The organism is Janthinobacterium sp. SUN128 (genome assembly GCF_030587275.1).
GTDB lineage: Bacteria > Pseudomonadota > Gammaproteobacteria > Burkholderiales > Burkholderiaceae_D > Janthinobacterium > Janthinobacterium lividum.
In genome coordinates, this window is sequence record NZ_JAPWHY010000001.1 from 2,419,758 (window position 1) to 2,434,519 (window position 14,762).

At 69.1% G+C, this 14,762-nt stretch carries 14 protein-coding genes; 4 read left to right on the forward strand and 10 right to left on the reverse strand.

The window, feature by feature from the left end; genetic code table 11:
• Positions 1-59: 59 nt before the first annotated feature.
• From O3297_RS10905 to O3297_RS10935, 7 genes are read right to left on the reverse strand one after another with little or no spacing between them, the layout of a single operon-like run.
• A complete protein-coding gene (locus O3297_RS10905; RefSeq protein WP_034783932.1) occupies positions 60-752 on the reverse strand; it encodes a glutathione S-transferase family protein in 693 nt (230 codons plus the stop codon).
• A 23-nt stretch (positions 753-775) separates the two neighbouring features.
• The gene (locus O3297_RS10910) at positions 776-1,384 is read right to left on the reverse strand and encodes a flavoprotein (RefSeq protein WP_070257682.1); all 609 of its coding nucleotides are present in this window, start codon (positions 1,382-1,384) and stop codon (positions 776-778) included.
• A 36-nt stretch (positions 1,385-1,420) separates the two neighbouring features.
• Positions 1,421-2,641, reverse strand: a complete 1,221-nt coding sequence (locus O3297_RS10915; RefSeq protein ID WP_244517386.1) for a MalY/PatB family protein — start codon at positions 2,639-2,641, stop codon at positions 1,421-1,423.
• Positions 2,638-3,360 carry a glutamine amidotransferase gene (locus O3297_RS10920; RefSeq protein ID WP_034783929.1) on the reverse strand — a complete coding sequence of 241 codons (723 nt, stop codon included), beginning with the start codon at positions 3,358-3,360 and terminating at the stop codon, positions 2,638-2,640. Before O3297_RS10920 ends, O3297_RS10915 begins: the two co-directional genes overlap by 4 nt.
• On the reverse strand, positions 3,353-4,048 hold the full coding sequence (locus O3297_RS10925) for a peptidoglycan DD-metalloendopeptidase family protein (RefSeq protein WP_034783928.1): 696 nt from the start codon (positions 4,046-4,048) through the stop codon (positions 3,353-3,355). The genes O3297_RS10920 and O3297_RS10925 overlap by 8 nt, the downstream gene beginning before the upstream one ends.
• Positions 4,045-4,602 carry a hypothetical protein gene (locus O3297_RS10930; RefSeq protein WP_099388187.1) on the reverse strand — a complete coding sequence of 186 codons (558 nt, stop codon included), beginning with the start codon at positions 4,600-4,602 and terminating at the stop codon, positions 4,045-4,047. Before O3297_RS10930 ends, O3297_RS10925 begins: the two co-directional genes overlap by 4 nt.
• A 1-nt stretch (position 4,603) precedes the next feature.
• Entirely contained in the window at positions 4,604-5,020 is a 417-nt protein-coding gene (locus tag O3297_RS10935; protein ID WP_034783925.1) for a thioesterase family protein, read from the reverse strand.
• A gap of 273 nt (positions 5,021-5,293) precedes the next feature.
• Here O3297_RS10935 and gshB point away from each other — a divergent pair, with 273 nt between their 5' ends.
• The 4 genes from gshB to O3297_RS10955 all read left to right on the forward strand — a co-directional run bounded on the left by gshB (position 5,294) and on the right by O3297_RS10955 (position 11,414).
• Complete coding sequence (gshB, locus tag O3297_RS10940; protein ID WP_070280423.1) at positions 5,294-6,262, forward strand: glutathione synthase; 969 nt, start codon at positions 5,294-5,296, stop codon at positions 6,260-6,262.
• Positions 6,259-8,313, forward strand: a complete 2,055-nt coding sequence (gene paaZ / locus O3297_RS10945) for a phenylacetic acid degradation bifunctional protein PaaZ (protein WP_034783922.1) — start codon at positions 6,259-6,261, stop codon at positions 8,311-8,313. Before gshB ends, paaZ begins: the two co-directional genes overlap by 4 nt.
• 245 nt (positions 8,314-8,558) lie before the next feature.
• A complete protein-coding gene (locus O3297_RS10950) occupies positions 8,559-10,604 on the forward strand; it encodes a TonB-dependent receptor domain-containing protein (protein WP_305048679.1) in 2,046 nt (681 codons plus the stop codon).
• Between the two features lie 45 nt (positions 10,605-10,649).
• A complete protein-coding gene (locus tag O3297_RS10955; protein WP_070280360.1) occupies positions 10,650-11,414 on the forward strand; it encodes an SAM-dependent methyltransferase in 765 nt (254 codons plus the stop codon).
• Here O3297_RS10955 and O3297_RS10960 read toward each other — a convergent pair.
• The 3 genes from O3297_RS10960 to O3297_RS10970 are packed head-to-tail and all read right to left on the reverse strand — an operon-like array spanning position 11,411 to position 14,732.
• A complete protein-coding gene (locus tag O3297_RS10960; RefSeq protein ID WP_305048680.1) occupies positions 11,411-13,018 on the reverse strand; it encodes an ABC transporter ATP-binding protein in 1,608 nt (535 codons plus the stop codon). The two genes, O3297_RS10955 and O3297_RS10960, sit on opposite strands and share 4 nt — an antisense overlap.
• A complete protein-coding gene (locus tag O3297_RS10965) occupies positions 13,012-13,797 on the reverse strand; it encodes an ABC transporter permease (protein WP_305048681.1) in 786 nt (261 codons plus the stop codon). The genes O3297_RS10960 and O3297_RS10965 overlap by 7 nt, the downstream gene beginning before the upstream one ends.
• A complete protein-coding gene (locus O3297_RS10970) occupies positions 13,794-14,732 on the reverse strand; it encodes an ABC transporter permease (protein ID WP_305048682.1) in 939 nt (312 codons plus the stop codon). Before O3297_RS10970 ends, O3297_RS10965 begins: the two co-directional genes overlap by 4 nt.
• Between the last annotated feature and the right edge of the window lie 30 nt (positions 14,733-14,762).

The window sequence follows — 14,762 nt, forward strand, 5'->3', positions numbered from 1 at the left end:
CTTGTTGGTCAATGAAAGAAAAAGGGCCGCGCAGGCGGCCCTGGCAGGTACGCCGGCCGTCAGTCCGACAGGACGACGGAGCGCCCGATGGCGCCGTGCAGGTCGAGGCAGCGCTCGAACCAGGTACTGACGGGATCGTCGGCCGGCAGCAAGGGATACGGCACGGTGATGCGCGCCCATTGCAGCACGCCGAACAGGATGTAGTCGGCAAACAGGGGCTGCGCGCCGCCCAGCCAGGGCTGCTTGGCCAGCACGCTGCGCAGCGGCGCGAATTTTTCCGGCAGGGCCGCCAGCTCGATGTGGCGGGTGGCCGAGGCCTCTTCCAGGGTCTTGCCGAAGCGTTTCTCGCGCGCCGCGCGGAAATACGCCTGGTCCGCCGGCGACATCAGCGCATGCATGTCCATGGCGGCGATGGCCGAGACGGGCGGATGGATGACCGTCTGGCTGAAGCTTTCGACGAAACGGGCCATGGCCTGGCCGCCCGGGCCGCCGAACAGGCTGGGCCGGTCCGGATAGGCGCGCTCCAGATGCACGGCGATTTCAAAGCTGTCGCCCTCGATGTGGCCGTTGTCGTTCAGCACCGGCACGCTTTTATAGCTGCCGTCCTCGATGCCGGCGATTTCCGCGAAGGAGACGGGCCGTACCTCGGCCTGCAGCTCCTTGTGCTTGAGTGCCATGATGATCTTCCACACATGGGGCGAATAATGACGGCGCCGGTCGGCGGCGCACAGGCTGTACAGGATGATGGACATGCGGTTCTCTCTGGTTGTGAAGGTCAGGCCGCGGCGCCGGTCAGCGCCAGGCGCTGCACGCCGCTGGCGGGGAAGCGTTCGCGCAGCAGCGCCAGCACCTGCTCGGGACTCGGCAGCGAGTGGTGGCCGTGCATGCGCTCGAGCAGCGGATCGAAATGGTCGCGCCAGACGGGGTCGATGATGATGTAGCCGTCCTCGCGCAGCTGCGCCAGGTTGCGCTGCACGGCCGGCTTGGCCAGCATCGGCCCGCCCATCACGGGGAACAGCAGCACGGGAAAGGTGGCGGCCAGGATCACGGTGGTCAGGCGGTTGCCGGAAAAGCCGTTTGCCACGGCCGCCAGCGTATTCGCGGTGGCGGGCAGCACCAGCAGCAGGTCGTGCTCGGCGGCCAGACGGCCCGGCTTGTCGGTCGGCCAATCCTGCGGCCGCTCGCCGCTGATGACGCGGTCGACGTACAGCGCGATCGATTCCGGCTTGAGGAAGTTGGTGGCATTCGGCGTCATCAGCACGCTCAGCTCGCAATCGAGGTGGTCCTTGATGATGCGCAGGTAGTTCGGCAGCAGGGTCGAATCGAGCGAACCCGTGACGCCGATGAGGATGCGCGGCTTGTGTTTGTTGATGGGCGTTTCCATGGTGTTGTGTCCAGGTGGTGGCACGGCTGTGCCGGGTTAATGGGGTGCAGGCGGACGGCGGCGCTGGTGCGCGCGCACCGCCATGACCATGCGGTCGAGGATCTCGGCCAGCAGCGGCTGCGAGGTGGCGAAATTGAGGCGCGCGCAGTGCGCGGCGCGCGCGTCGAAGACTTCGCCCGGGCTGAGCGCCACGCGCGCATGCTGGAGGAAGAAATCCGCCGCCGGCTGGTCCAGCTCCAGCGCGCCGCAATCGAGCCACAGCAGATACGTCCCCTGCGGCACGTGGAAGCGGACGGACGGCAACTCGCGGCGCAGGATCTGCGCCGCGTAGTCGCGCATGGCCAGCAGGTGCGCCAGCACGGCGTCGAGCCAGGGCTGCCCGTCGTTCCACGCCGCCACGGTGGCGTCGATGCCCAGGTTGTTGACGGCGCCCGTCAGGCGCGCCGGCAGGCGCGCATGGAAGCGCTGCTGCAGCTGCGGCGTGCCGAAATGGGCGACGGCGCAGCGCAGTCCGGCGATATTGAAGCTCTTCGTGGCCGAGTTCAGGGTGACGGTGCGCGCGGCGGCCGCCTGCGACAAGGAGGCGAATGGCAGATGGCGCGCGCCCGGGTAGACCAGGTCGGCATGGATTTCGTCGGACACCACGATCAATGCATGGCGCTCGGCAAAGGCCAGCACGCCGTCCAGCTCCGCGCGGCTCAGCACGCGCCCCGTCGGATTGTGCGGATTGCACAGGATCAGCACGCGCGTGCGGGCATCGACGGCTTGTTCCAGGCTCTCCAGGTCGAGCTGGAAGCCGTCGGCACCCGTGCGCATTTCCAGCGCGACCAGGCGCCGGCCCGTGCCCTCGACCGCTTCGCGGAACGGCGCATAGTGCGGCACCTGCACGATCACGCCGTCGCCCGGGTCGGAAAACGCCATCACCGCGGCAAACGTCGCCTGCACCAGGTCGGGCAGGACCAGCACCTGGTCGGCCTCGGCCTGCCAGCCATACAGGCGGCGCATGCGCGCGGCGAACGCGTATGCCACGGCGCGGTCGGCCTTGCGTCCGTCACGCAGGGGATAAGTGAAATCGACGCGCTGCAGCACCTGCGCCAGCGCCGCCTGTACGGCGGGCGCGGTGCCCAGGTCCATGTCGGCCACGCAGGCGGCAAGCACGCCGGGCTGGTACTGGCGCCACTTGAAACTCTGGCGCGCCAGCAGCTGGTCCAGGGTCAGCGCCAGGCCGTCCTGCAGGGTAGCGAGCTGGCGGCTCATGCTTCGGTAAACACGCGGTTCAGGAAGCCGTTGAACCATGCCCGCAGCGCCTTGTCGTGCAGCACGCGCCCCTGCAGGTGCTGTTCGCCCTGCTGCGCGTTCGGCAGGTGGAAGCGGTGCGCGCCCTTCACCGCCCAGCGGCGCTGCATGGCCAGGGTCAGCTCGGGATGGTACTGGATGCCCCAGGCTTTCTCGCCGTAGCGGAAGGCCTGGTTGCGGTAGGCGTCGCCCTCGGCCAGCAGGATGGCGCCCTTGGGCAGCTCGAAACCCTCCATGTGGAAGTGGTACACCATGTCCGGCCACTTGGGCATGATGCGCTGGCCTTCGGCCGTCGGCTTCAGCGGATACCAGCCGATCTCCGTGACGTCGCCCTCGGCCGCCGTCACCTTGCAGCCGAGATTCTTGGCCAGCATCTGCGCGCCCAGGCAGATGCCCAGATACGGCCGGTTTTCCGCCAGCGGCACGGACAGCCACTCGATCTCGCGGCGGATGTGCGCGTCGCTGTCGTTCGCGCTCATCGGGCCGCCGAACGAGATCACGCCCGCGTGGCCATCGAGGGTGTCGGGCAGCGGGTCGCCGCATACGGGACGGCGGATATCGAGTTCAAAGCCCTTGTCGCGCAGCAGCTTGCCGGCGCGGCCCGGCGTCGACGCCTCCTGGCGCAATATCGCCAGGATCGGCCGCTTGCGCCCGCGCCGGCCTTGCATCGTTTCACTCATGCTGCTCTCCTTGTATCTTGTTGCGCTGGATGTAGGACTCGACCAGGCTGGCATACGGCGGCACGAAGGTCACCAGGGTCTGCTGGCCCACCTTGATGGTGTCCTTGACGTCGAAATGCAGGTGGATCGGCAGCTTGTCGATCCAGTTGTTCGAAATCCTGCCGATGCGCGCGCCGCGCGCCACCGGCTGCAATTCGCGCACGGCCAGGTCGCTGGTATTGAGGTGCACATAGCGGTACAAGGTGCCGGCGGCCGTCTGCAGGGTGACGCTGAAACGCGCGATCTGCACGATGACCCCATCGTCGGCCGCTACGGCCCAGTGAAAATTGGCGCGGCAGGTGGCCGGGCGCAAGTCTTGTCCCTGATGTCCGCCGGACAGGCAGAACGGCAGGTTGTCCTTGCGCAGCTCGCAAAAATTGTCGCGCCACGGATAGGCATAGTTGGCGTCGTCGCAGGAATCGCCTGCCTTGCCGCGCTGGCCGCCCACGCCGTAGAAATGCGAACTGGCGTAGGCCGCGCCCTTCTCGATGGGAAAGCGCATGTCCGGGTACAGCACGGCGGCGCTGGCCACCCCGCTGCCACTGCCGGGCAACAGTGCCCCGGGGGGCAGGAAACGGTCATCATTGCCGGCCAGTGCCGGCAATGCCAGCGCACCGAGCACGCCAGCCAGTAGCAAAGTCTTCATCATGGTTTTTCTCCCGCCACGAGCAGCAGCGCACGCGCCGTGTCGGTCAGATATTGCGGATCGGTGCAGCGCTTGTCCTTGAGCGGCTCGTCGCAGCTCATGCGCAGCGTGTAGGCGGCGCCAAAGCGCGTAAAGCTGTAGTCGGCGCCGTCGCCTATCGATTCGAAGGCGCCGCCCGCATGTTCAAGCTTCAGGTCACCTGGTGCGACGAGGTGCGTGGCGCTGCCGAACAGCCCCAGCTTCGCTCCTGCCGGCGCATACAGGGCCGCATAGGCCGTGCCCTGGCCATGGAAACGCGGCGCGCCCCAGTCGCCTTCGGCCGGCAGCAGCAGTACCGGGATGTTGACCTGCGCCAGCCCGGCGGGCGCCGTGGCGCGCAGCGGCCGCAGCACCGCGTCGGCCTGAGCCGCGCCGGCACGCGCCAAGCTGGCCGCGGGCCAGTCGATCGGCGTCAGCACGCGCCGCACCGGTTCGCCGGCGCTGGCGGCCAGCGGCGCCGCGGCGCCCGCGAGCAGGCCCAGCGCGCCAAGCGCTTGCAGGAATGCCAGGCGCGCCATCTTAGAGGCTGCCCTGGTAGGCCAGCACGGTCTGTTTGAACGACTCGGGCACGGGCTGCGTGGCCTGCTTTTCGTAGTCGTACATGACGTGCACGGAAATGGCCTTGGCCATCACCACGCCCTGCTCGTCGCCGATGTGCATGATGTGCTCCATTTCAAAGCTCTTGCCGCCGAACTTGGAGACATGGCTGAGCACCAGCACCTTGTCGCCGTACTTGGCCTGGGCGATGTATTCGCACGCGGTTTTCACCATGATGTGCGGCAGCTTTTCGCTCTTCGGAATTTCCAGGATGCGGTGCATGTATTCGAGATAGGCCGTCTGCATGTACTCGTAGTACACGGGGCTGCTGACGTGGCCCATCGAGTCGGTGTCGCGGTAACGGATGTCGAGATTGGTCTTGAAAGAGCGGCGCATCATTGTGTCCTCATGTGGCGGTTATATCCGGTCGGGCCGGCTTGGGTAGTGACATTTCGCCAATGATGCTAAGACCGATAGCGGGTACCTCACAAGACGCAATATCTGAGGGCGGACGTCCAAATATCTGAGGAGCCGAATGGCGCCCGTTGCGCTACCATCGCTGCAGAAATATTCCAGCAACAAGGACCCGGCGCATGGCGCCACGGCTGCCGCGCGCACTGGCGCGGCCCACCGGTTTCTTCTACCCCACCCTATTGAATGAAAGGCGCATCGATGAAAATCGCGATCCTGGCTGACCGCCTCGAGCTGTTGAACATCAAGAAAGATTCGACCTACGCGATGATGCAGGAAGCGGCCGCGCGCGGCCACGCGCTGCACGTGTTCGAACAGCAGCATCTGCACTGCGAGGGCGGCGTGGTCAGCGCCCATGCCGCGCGCGTGCAGCTGGTCGACGACGCCGGCACGTGGTTCCACCGGGAGGCGGCGGCGACGCTGCCGCTGGCGCAGTTCGACGCCGTCCTGGTACGCAAGGATCCGCCTTTCGACATGGAATACCTGTACAGCACCTACCTGCTGGAAATGGCGCAGCGCCAGGGAGCGCGCGTCTTCAACCGGCCATCGGCCGTGCGCAACCACAACGAAAAACTGGCGATCCTGGAATTTGCGCCGTTCTGCGCGCCGACCCTGGTCAGCCGCGAGCCGTCGCGCCTGCGCGCCTTCCACGCCGAGCACGGCGACGTGATCTTCAAGCCGCTCGACGGCATGGGCGGCGCCGGCATCTTCCGCGTGCGCGAGGACGGCATGAACCTGGGCGCCACCGTCGAAATGCTGACGCGCGACGGCGCCGTCACCATCATGGCGCAACGCTACATTCCCGCCATCAGCGAGGGCGACAAGCGCATCTTGCTCATCGGCGGCAAGCCGGTGCCGCATGCGCTGGCGCGCATACCGCAGGCGGGCGAGGTGCGCGGCAACCTGGCTGCCGGCGGGCGCGGCGAAGCGCGCGTGCTGACGGCGCGCGACCGCGAGATCGCCGATACCCTGGCGCCGGTGCTGGCGGCGCGCGGCCTGCTGCTGGTCGGGCTGGACGTGATCGGCGCGCATCTCACCGAAGTCAATGTCACCAGTCCCACCTGCTTCCGCGAAATCATGCAGCAGACGGGTTTCGACGTGGCAGGCATGTTCATCGATGCGCTGGAAACGGCGGCATCGCTCACGCACACGAACGAGGAACAATCATGAGCAAGGTAAGCACACTGCAAAGCTGGATAGGCGGACGCTGGATGGGCAGCGAAGCGGGCCTGTCGCTGCACAGCGCCATCGACAATTCGCTGATCTATCACACGCATGCCGAGTCGGTCGACGCGCAGCAGGCGCTCGACTATGCGCGCCGCACCGGCGTGCCGGCGCTGATGGCCCTCGACTTCCAGCAGCGGGCGGCCTGCCTGCGGGCGCTGGCATCGCACATCCAGCAGCATCGCGAGGAGCTGTACACGATCGCCTACCTAAGCGGCGCCACGCGCGCCGACAGCAAGCAGGATATCTGCGCCGGCATCGGCGTGCTCAATTCCTACGCCGGCATCGCCGCCAGCGGCCTGCCTTCGGGCAATGTGCTGCACGAAGCGCCCGCCATGTCGCTGTGCCGGCGCGGCGGCGCGGCCGGCACGCACATCATGGTGCCGCGCGGCGGCGTGGCCCTGCACATCAACCCGTTCAACCTGCCCGTCTGGTCGCTGCTGGAAAAATTCGCCGCCAGCTTCCTGGCCGCCATGCCCTGCATCGTCAAGCCCGCCACCTGCACCAGCTACCTGGCCGAAGCGCTGGTGCGCCTGATCGACGCGTCCGGCGTGCTGCCGAAAGGCGCGCTGCAGCTGGCCATCGGCCCTGCCGATGCCTTGCTGGCCCGCCTGCAGGACAACGATGCCGTCAGCTTCACCGGTTCGGACGCCACCGCCACGACCTTGCGCAACCATCCCAACCTGCTGGCGCGTTCGGTCCAGGTCAGCCTGGGCGCGGCGTCGCTCAATTGCGCCATCCTGGGACCTGACGTGCGCAGCGGCGAGCCGGAATTCGAGCTGCTGGTCGACGCCATCGTGCGTTCGATGACGGTCAAGGCGGGCCAGGACGGCGCCGCCATCCGCCGCGTGATGGTGCCGCACGGGCAGATCGAAGCGCTGACGGCGCGCCTGCGCGAACGCCTGGCGGCGGTGGTGATCGGCGACCCGGCCCAGGCAGGCGTACAAATGGGACCGCTGGCATCGCAGGAGCAGCGCAGCGAACTGGGCGCCCGCGTGCGCGCCCTGGCCGAGGAAAGCGACATCGTCTGCGGCCAGGCGGACGGCTACGCGCCTTCCGGCGCAGGCGTGCGCGATGGCGCCTTTGCCGCGCCCACACTGCTGCTGTGCCGCGGCGGCGCGCGCAGCGACGCCGTGCATGAAATTGAGGCCTTCGGCCCCGTCTGCGCCCTGATGCCGTATGCTGACGTGGAGGAAGCGCTGGCGCTGGCCGCACGCGGCAGGGGCAGCCTGGCCAGCACCCTGGCCACGCGCGATCCGAAGCTGGCCGCGTATGCAGTGCCGCGCCTGGCCGCCTCGCACGGGCGCGTGCTGGTGCTGGAACGCGAAGTGGCGGCGGCGGGGACGGACGTGCTGGCGTCGGCGCACCTGAAGTACGGCGGCCCGGGCCGCGCCGGCTGCGGCGAGCAGCTGGGCGGCCTGCGCGCCATCTCGCAATACCTGCAACGCTCGGCGCTGCAAGGCTCGCCCACCATGCTGACGGCCGTGACGGGCGAATACGTGCGCGGCGCCGCCGTGCGCGAAAGCGTGCAGCATCCGTTCCGCAAGCATTTCGACGAGCTGGAAGTGGGCGAATCGCTGCTGACGCACCGGCGCACCGTCTGCGAAGCGGATATCGTGGCCTTCGGCGGCATCTCGGGCGATTATTTCTACATGCATTTCGACGAGATCGCCGCGCGCGATTCGCAGTTCGGCCGGCGCATCGCGCACGGCTATTTCGTGCTGGCGGCGGCAGCCGGCCTGTTCGTCTCCCCGGCGCCGGGTCCCGTGCTGGCCAACTACGGGCTCGACGACCTGCGCTTCGTCGCGCCGGTCGGCATCGGCGACACCATCCGCGCGCGCCTGACGTGCAAGCGCAAGGTCGACCGCCAGCGGCGCGACGACAAGGGCGTCGGCCAGGGCGTGGTGTCGTGGGACGTGCAGGTCACCAACCAGAACGATGAACTGGTGGCCAGCTACGACATCCTGACCCTGGTCGCCAAGCGCGCAGGACTGTAATCGGCAGCCCTCAGTTTTCCTGATGGCGCCGCTCAAGAAATACAAATAGCCAACGTTGCCCCCGTCTTTCAGAATGGCGGCTGACGAGATGAAGCCAACCGGGTATTTCAGGGACCGGAAGCGGTGCGGCGCGCCGCTTCCAGTCCCGGGACAGCGCTGCTGTAGCAGATTCGACTGACGCTGCGCAGGCCAGCACCTGCGCCCTCCCTTCCCGTAGCTTCCCTTCTGACAAAGACGACCTTCCCATGCGACATGCCGTTCCCCTTTTCCTGCTTGGCGCCAGCGCGCTGCCCATCGCCCCCTTCTCTTTCGCCCAGCAAATGTCCGACACGCGCGCCGAACAGGCCGCGCCGCTGGCGACCCTGCCCGAAGTCAAGCTGATCGAGCAGTCCGCGCCGGACGCGCCCCTGCCGGGCATCACGCGCATTTCCCGCGAGACCCTGCAGCGCCAGCAAGCCATGGACATGGCCGACGTCTTCGCCAGCGAACCCGCCGTCAGCGTGGGCGGCGGCGCCAGCAATGCGCAGCGCATCTACCTGCGCGGCGTCGACGGCGCCAACCTGAACATCAGCATCGACGGCGCGCGCCAGGGCCGCAGCCTGCACCAGCACCGGGGCGACCTGGGCGGCATCGATCCCGACTTGCTGAAACAGGTCGATATCCAGCCCGGCCCCAGCGCCGACGCGGGACCGGGCGCGCTGGGCGGCAGCATCCGCTTTGACACCGTCGATGCGCAGGAATTGCTGGCGCCTGGCAAACGCGCCGGCGCCAGCGTGCGCGCGGCGTACGCCAGCGCCGACGAAGCGCGGCGCGGCGCCGTCAGCGTGTACGGCATGCTGGGCGAGACGCTGGACAATAAGCTGGGCTTGCTGGCCCATGTCAGCGCCGTCAACCGCGACAACTACCGCATCGGCGGCGGTGGCGACGTGCCCAATTCGGCCGGGCATGACCGCGACTACCTGCTCAAATTGAGCTTGCTGGACCTGGCCGGGCATAGCCTGCGCCTGGGCGCGGCGCGCAACCGCAATGCGGGGTTCTATCTGTTCAGCCGGGTCGGCAGCGACAACGGCTATGCGCCCGCGAATGCCGTGCCCACCTACCAGCGCAGCGAACGCCATACCTATACACTGGAACACCGCTACCAGCCGGCCGGCAATGCGCTGCTGGACTGGAAATTCAATCTGTACCTGAACGAGAACGAGCTGGAGGACGTCAGCCAGGCGCGCAGCGCGAGGACGACGGAACGGGGCGGCAGCGTGCGCAATACGGCAAACCTGGCCTTGGCCGGCACGCAGCACCGCCTGACGGCCGGCGCCGACTTCATGGACGAGGAAGGCATCACCAACGGCGTGCTGGGCGCCGCCGTCCTGGGGCCGGGCCGCAAATCCACGCAGGCGCGCAATCTGGGCCTGTTCGTGCAGGAGCGCATGCGCTGGCAAGCCCTGCAGCTGTCGCTGGGCTTGCGCCACGACCGCTACGATACCGCCTTCGGACCGCGTACCTTCAAGGGCGGCAAGACATCGCCGAACGCGGGCGCCGAGCTGGAGCTGGGCCGCGGCGTGGGCGCCTTTGCCAGCTATGGCGAAGCCGTGCGCGCCAGCGGCATCATCCCCATCGGTTTCCTCACCAGCCTGGACAAAAAGAGCAATTTCAACAACGGCAAGCCCTTCAAGCCGGAAACCTCGACCACGCGCGAAGCGGGCCTGAAGTACGAGGGCGCCAATGCGCTGCTGGACGGCGACAGCCTGACCGTACGCCTCGGCTACTTCGACACCCGCATTGCCAACCTGATCGAATGGGCCGGCCAGGGCGTCGTGTATCCCGCGTATATCCGCAACATGCCCGAGACCCTGCGCTCGAAGGGCTGGGAATGGAAGGCGCGCTGGCAGCGGGGCGGCTACGGCTCGTCCGTCGGCGTGGTGCTGGCCGATACCACGGTGGGCGGCAAGCCTTTGAACCCGGCGCGCCGCGTGGGCACGGCGCTGGGCGACCGGCTCACGTGGGACAGCCACTGGCAGATGCTGCCCGGCCTCACGGCCGGCTATACCCTGAACGCCGTGCGGCGCCTGGACGACGTGCCGAAAGCGGCAGTACAGCGGGCCGGCTACGTGCTGCACGACGTCCAGCTGCAATGGCAGCCGGCCGCGCTGCACGCGCTGAGCCTGGCGCTGGCCGTGCGCAACCTGGGCGACAAGCGCTACACGAGCCACAGTTCGCTCGACGGCGGCGTCGGCAATATCCTGCCGGAGCCGGGACGCGACGTGCGCGTGAGCGCCAGTTACCACTTTTAAGCGATTCCACCATCCCAATCACCCATCCGTAAAGAGAAGAGAACCATGACCTATACCACCCAAGCGGGCGCGCGCTGCGGCCTGTACCTCGTCAGCGCCGGCATCGGCGACCCTGACAGCATCACCGTGAAGGCGCAGAAAACCCTGCGCGGCGTCGATATCGTGTTCGGCATCCCGCGCCTGCTGGAGGCGTTTGCCGACCTGCTTGACGGCAAGGAACTGCACAAGGCGGGCCACGGCCTGTTCAGCCCCCTGGCGCGGCGCGACACGCCGGAAGAGGAAGTCGACGCCATGGAAAAACAGACGCGCGACATCATCCATGCGGCGGCGGCGGCCGGCAAGACCGTCGCGGTACTCGACTATGGCGACGCCATGATCTTCGGGCCGCAATCGGGCTACCTGAGCGAGTTCAGCGAACTGAACCCGGTCGTCATCCCTGGCATCTCCTGCTTCAATGCGGCCAATGCGGCGCTGGCCCGCGATGTCACCGGCGGCAAGCATAGCCGTTCCGTGATCCTCGCCGCCTCGGCCGACACGCGCGACGACTACACGGGCAGCGACACCCTGGACAAGCTGGCCGCCACGGGTTCCACCCTGGTCTTCTTTACCATGCGCGCCGACCTGCCCTCGCTGGTCGAACGCCTGGCGCGCCACCTGCCCGGCAGCACGCCGCTCGCCATCGTCGCCCACGCGGGCGCCGACGCGAAACAGGCCGTGCTGCGCGCCACGCTGGGCACGGTGCTGGCCCGTACGGAGAACGAAAAGCCGCCGTTCGAGCACCTGGTGTATGTAGGCGATTTCCTCGGCTAGGCCAGGCGCATCCAGGCCGCCGGCGCGGCGCCCTCCGTGCCGTCCTGCGGCCCGGGCAACGCCGCGCAGCGGCCATCTTCCAGCCGCACGATGCGGTCCGCCACGTGGCGGGCGACAGGCAGATTGTGCGTGATGAGCAGCAGGGCCAGGCCGCGCGCCTCCTGCACGTCGAGCAGCAGCCGCAGCACCTTCGCCTGCACCGAGGCATCCAGCGCGGCGGTCGGTTCATCGGCCACCAGCACGGCCGGATCGGCGATCAGCGCCCGCGCGATGGCCAGGCGCTGCAATTCCCCGCCGCTCAAGCTGCGCGCCTGGCGCTTCAGGAAGGACTCTGTGGCCGGCAGGCGCACGTCGGCCAGCGCCCGCAGCGCCGCCACGCGGATCGCGTCCACGCTGACGCGATCCGCGATGGCGAGCGGCTCGGCCACCGCCTCGAACACGCTGAAGTGGCTGGCCACCGAGGCGCCCGCATGCTGCGGCACGTAGGCGATGCCCGCCGCCGCGCCCCCCTCTTCGCGCTCCGGCGTGGTCACTGTGCCCGTATCGGCCTGCTGCAGGCCGACGAGGATGCGCGCCAAAGTCGACTTGCCCGCGCCGGACGCGCCCACGATGACCACCGTTTCGCCCGACTGCACGTCCAGGTCGACGCCCGCCAGTACGGCTTGCCCGCCCAGGCGCTTGTGCACGCCGCGCGCGGACAGCACGGTGACGATGCCGCCGCGCAGGCAGGCCACGCCCGTGGCATCGAGCGCCGGCGCTTCCTCGCCGCAGCGGGCGATGCGCTGGCTGCAGCGGCTGGCGAAGGCGCAGCCGCGCGCGCCCTCTTCATGGGTGCCGGCGATGCCCTGCAAGTCCTTGCCGTTCTCGCGCGGCCAGGCGCGCAGCAGGCCGCGCGTGTAGGGATGGCGCGGCGCCGCCAGCACCGCTGCGGCCGGCCCCGTTTCCACGGCGCTGCCGCCGTACAGCACCAGCACGTCGCCATCGAGCGCGCGCGCCAGCTCCAGGTCGTGCGTCACCACCACCAGCTGGCGCTGCGCCGCTTCGGCGCGCAGGCGCCGGAGCACCAGCGCGCTGGTGGCGGGATCGAGCGCGGACGTCGGCTCGTCCAGCACCAGCAGTGCCGGGTCAGGCGCCAGCGCCGCCGCCAGCAGGACGCGCTGCAGCTGGCCGCCGCTGCATTGGGCCGGATAGCGCCGGTGCAGGTTTTCGGCCAGGCCCAGCGAAACCAGCAGGGCACCGGCCGCCAGTTCGGCTGGTCCGCGCCGCATGCCCAGATGCCGCCGCAAAGGCGCCGCCACCTGCGCCAGCAAGGTGTGCTGGGGATTGAGGGCGTCGTGCACATCCTGCGGCACCAGGCCGGCCTGGCGGCCGCGCCAGCGCCGCAGCGCCGCTTCGTCCGCATCCACCAGTTGCATGCCGCCGGCGCGCAAGCTGCCGCTGCCGCGCCCCGGCGCCATGCCGAGCAAGGCCCGCGCCAGCGTGCTCTTGCCGGCGCCCGATTCGCCGATGATCACCAGCGGCATGCCGGGACGCGCCTGAAAATGCAGCTGGCGCAGCAGCTGGCGGCCATCCGCCTCGATGCAGAAAGCGGCCGCCGCTAGCATCGCGCGCGCTCGTCGAGGCCTTGGCCCAGCAGCGCCAGCGCGATCAGCAGCATGGCCAGGCACAGCCAGGCCGCCAGGATCCAGGCGCGCGCGTCCGGGTGGGCAAGATAGGGCATGGTTTCATTGAGCATGCCGCCCCAGGTCGGGGTACGCGGATCGGCCAGCCCGAGGAAGGCCAGGCCCGCGTAGTGAAACACGGCGCGGCGCGCCAGGGCCACGGCTTGCACGGCCAGCAATCCCGCCATGGCCGGCCACACATGGCGGCGCAGCAGGTAGATGCCCGACGCCGCCGCCAGGCGTGCCGCGTCCAGGCTCTCCTGGCGCCACACCTGGCGCAGGCGCAGGCGCAGCGCGCGAAATTCGACATCCCAGCCGAATGCCGCCAGCATCGCCACCAGGGCCGCCACGCCCGGCTGCATGGCCGAGGCGATGACGATGAAGACCAGAGTCGATGGCAAGGCGCTGAACAGGTCGGCCAGCCGCAGCACCAGCGTATCGGCCGCCGGCCAGGCCAGCCCGCACAGCGCCAGCAGCACGGCCAGCACGATGCTGGCGGCGCTCACGGCCACGCCGATGCCCAGGGTCGGCAGCGCGGCGACGGCCAGGCGGCGCAGCACGTCGCGGCCCAGGTCATCGGTGCCCAGCCAGTGCAGGGCGCCGGGCGGCGCCAGCACGGCATCCATGGCGCCGCCGGACGCCGGCTGCAGCCAGCTGGCGCCGGCCAGCATCAGGGCCAGCACCAGCAGCAGCCCGGTCCCCGCGCGCACGGACGCGTTCATGGCGCGCGCTGCGCGCGCCGCGCCAGGCGGGCGGCCAGTGCATCGGCCAGCAAGTTCAGGGCGAACAGCAGCAGCCCCGTCGCCAGCAGGGCGCCACGCACCAGCGGGTAGTCGTGCTTGATGATGGCGTCCGTCAGCACCAGGTTGATGCCGGGATAGGCAAAGACGGTTTCCGCGTACACGGCGCCCGACACCAGGCGCGCGGCCACGCCGCCCAGGCGCGACAGCACGACGGCAAGCACGTTGGGCGCCAGGTGGCGGTAGCGCAAGGCGAACGGCCCCACGCCCTGCGCGCGGGCCAGGTCCATGAAGGTGCGCTGCCGTACGCTGACGGCCGTGGCGCGCGCGCTGAGGAATACGCCGGCGGCCGCTGGCAGCGCCATGGCGCACACGGGCAGCACCAGGTGCTGTGCGCGCTCCAGCCATGCGGCCGCACCCGTCTGGATGGAAAACGGCGCCATGGCGCCATTGCTGGGAAACCATTGCAAACCATAGGCGAACAGCATGACCAGGCCCATCGCCAGGGCGAAAGGCGGGATGCTGTCGAGTGCCAGGGTGATGGCCGTCAGCACGCGGTCCGGCGCCCTGCCCTGCGCGAACGCGGCCTCGATGCCCAGCACCACGCCCAGCAGCAGGGCCAGCACCAGCGCGCACGCCACCAGCAGCATGGTCCAAGGCAGGTGCTGCGCCAATAAATCCTTCACCGGCATGCCGTGGCGGATGGAATAGCCGAAATCGAGCCGCAGCAGCTGCGCCAGGTGCCCGAGGTACAGCTGCCACAGCGGCTGCCCGCCGCCCAGGCCATGGCGCGCCAGCAGGGCGCCGCGTTCGGCCGCATCGAGTTCGATCAGCGCATCCTGCCCCAGGATGGCCGTGACGGGGTCGCCAGGCATGAGCAGCGGCAGCGCGAAGTCGAGGCTGACGAGCGCCAGCAATGCCAGCGCATAGCCCGCGGCGCGCCGGCC

Excerpts from the sequence above, each read along its gene's own strand:
- O3297_RS10930 (WP_099388187.1), bottom strand. The coding sequence starts at position 4,602 with ATGGCGCGCCTGGCATTCCTGCAAGCGCTTGGCGCGCTGGGCCTGCTC.
- O3297_RS10950 (WP_305048679.1), top strand. The coding sequence starts at position 8,559 with ATGCGACATGCCGTTCCCCTTTTCCTGCTTGGCGCCAGCGCGCTGCCC.
- O3297_RS10960 (WP_305048680.1), bottom strand. The coding sequence starts at position 13,018 with ATGCTAGCGGCGGCCGCTTTCTGCATCGAGGCGGATGGCCGCCAGCTG.
- paaZ (WP_034783922.1), top strand. The coding sequence starts at position 6,259 with ATGAGCAAGGTAAGCACACTGCAAAGCTGGATAGGCGGACGCTGGATG.
- O3297_RS10905 (WP_034783932.1), bottom strand. The coding sequence starts at position 752 with ATGTCCATCATCCTGTACAGCCTGTGCGCCGCCGACCGGCGCCGTCAT.
- O3297_RS10935 (WP_034783925.1), bottom strand. The coding sequence starts at position 5,020 with ATGATGCGCCGCTCTTTCAAGACCAATCTCGACATCCGTTACCGCGAC.
- O3297_RS10955 (WP_070280360.1), top strand. The coding sequence starts at position 10,650 with ATGACCTATACCACCCAAGCGGGCGCGCGCTGCGGCCTGTACCTCGTC.
- O3297_RS10915 (WP_244517386.1), bottom strand. The coding sequence starts at position 2,641 with ATGAGCCGCCAGCTCGCTACCCTGCAGGACGGCCTGGCGCTGACCCTG.
- O3297_RS10925 (WP_034783928.1), bottom strand. The coding sequence starts at position 4,048 with ATGATGAAGACTTTGCTACTGGCTGGCGTGCTCGGTGCGCTGGCATTG.
- O3297_RS10920 (WP_034783929.1), bottom strand. The coding sequence starts at position 3,360 with ATGAGTGAAACGATGCAAGGCCGGCGCGGGCGCAAGCGGCCGATCCTG.
- O3297_RS10910 (WP_070257682.1), bottom strand. The coding sequence starts at position 1,384 with ATGGAAACGCCCATCAACAAACACAAGCCGCGCATCCTCATCGGCGTC.
- gshB (WP_070280423.1), top strand. The coding sequence starts at position 5,294 with ATGAAAATCGCGATCCTGGCTGACCGCCTCGAGCTGTTGAACATCAAG.
- O3297_RS10965 (WP_305048681.1), bottom strand. The coding sequence starts at position 13,797 with ATGAACGCGTCCGTGCGCGCGGGGACCGGGCTGCTGCTGGTGCTGGCC.